The organism is Chryseobacterium sp. UYP7 (assembly GCF_056279225.1).
This window is the reverse complement of sequence record NZ_JBWBQW010000027.1, coordinates 1-1,063: the sequence shown is the minus strand read 5'-3', so window position 1 is coordinate 1,063 and position 1,063 is coordinate 1. Positions and strand designations below refer to the sequence as shown.

1 protein-coding gene is annotated in these 1,063 nt (G+C 36.2%); it reads right to left on the bottom strand.

Annotated features, from left to right (window positions below):
- Positions 1 to 1,043, bottom strand: a 1,043-nt coding sequence (locus tag ACZ9HT_RS16980; protein ID WP_476041684.1) for a transposase, incomplete at its 3' end; no start/stop codon positions are given.
- Positions 1,044 to 1,063 lie beyond the last annotated feature (20 nt).

Genomic DNA, 1,063 nt, shown 5'->3' with positions numbered 1-1,063 from the left:
TGGTTTGCCGGACAAGTGTAAGTGTCATCATCTGTATTGTAAATGAATTTTGAAACAAAATAATCTGGTTGAGTGCCATTTTCGTTGCTTTTTCCTTGATCTGGATGCGCAACAATGGTGATAATGTTTTGCTCTTTGCATTGGGTGATTTCGCGTCCATTGTGATACCCCTTGTCAACTAAAGCAGTGAAGGTTTCAACGCCCAAATTCCCCTTAGCTTCAATGGCAATTTTGCTCAAAGCATTACGATCATTACGATTAATGGTATGTGTAGCCACAACTAAATTGTATTGAGAATCAACAGCGGCTTGAATATTATAACTCACTTCTACCACTTGTCCCTGAACCAACAGTGCTCGTGAATCTTCATCAGTTGTACTTATCTGAGGTTCGCCACTCGCTTTTAGTTTTTCTTCTAAGACTTCATAGCGGAGTTTATTTTTCTTTAATCTTTCTATCTTTTCCTGAATTTTAGTGATTGTCACGCTATTTTCTTTCTCATCATTCTGAGCCAATTCATCCAGGTATTGTTGTGTTTTTTCTTCAATATAAGCCAGGTGTTTATCAATTTTCTTTTGATTAAAATTGGCTTTCTTACTGTTATGTGCTCTACTTTTAGTACCATCAATGGCGATGGTTTCTCCAGCAATTAGATCTGCATCTTTTAAAAAGGAAACGAATACTTTGAACAGCTTTTTTAAGCCCGCAGGATTGTTTTTTCTAAAATCAGAAATGCTGTGGTAATTGGGTACAAGTCCAAATAAAAGCCATTGCATCTCAATATTACGCACACATTCTTTTTCAAGTTTCCGTGAACTTCGAAGTCCATTGAGATAACCATATAAATAGATCTTGAGAAATGTTTGCGTTTTGAAACTCGGTCGTCCTTCCGTTTTGAGGGTCTGCATTTCAAAACTTAACGCTTTTAAATCGATATTCTCCACGAAAGCATCTATAAATCGAACCGAATTATCTTCAGAAATGGAATCTTCTAAACTCATGAAAACCATTTGATTGCGGGCTATTCCAGTGATGTGTTGCATTATTAAATATACGAATATAC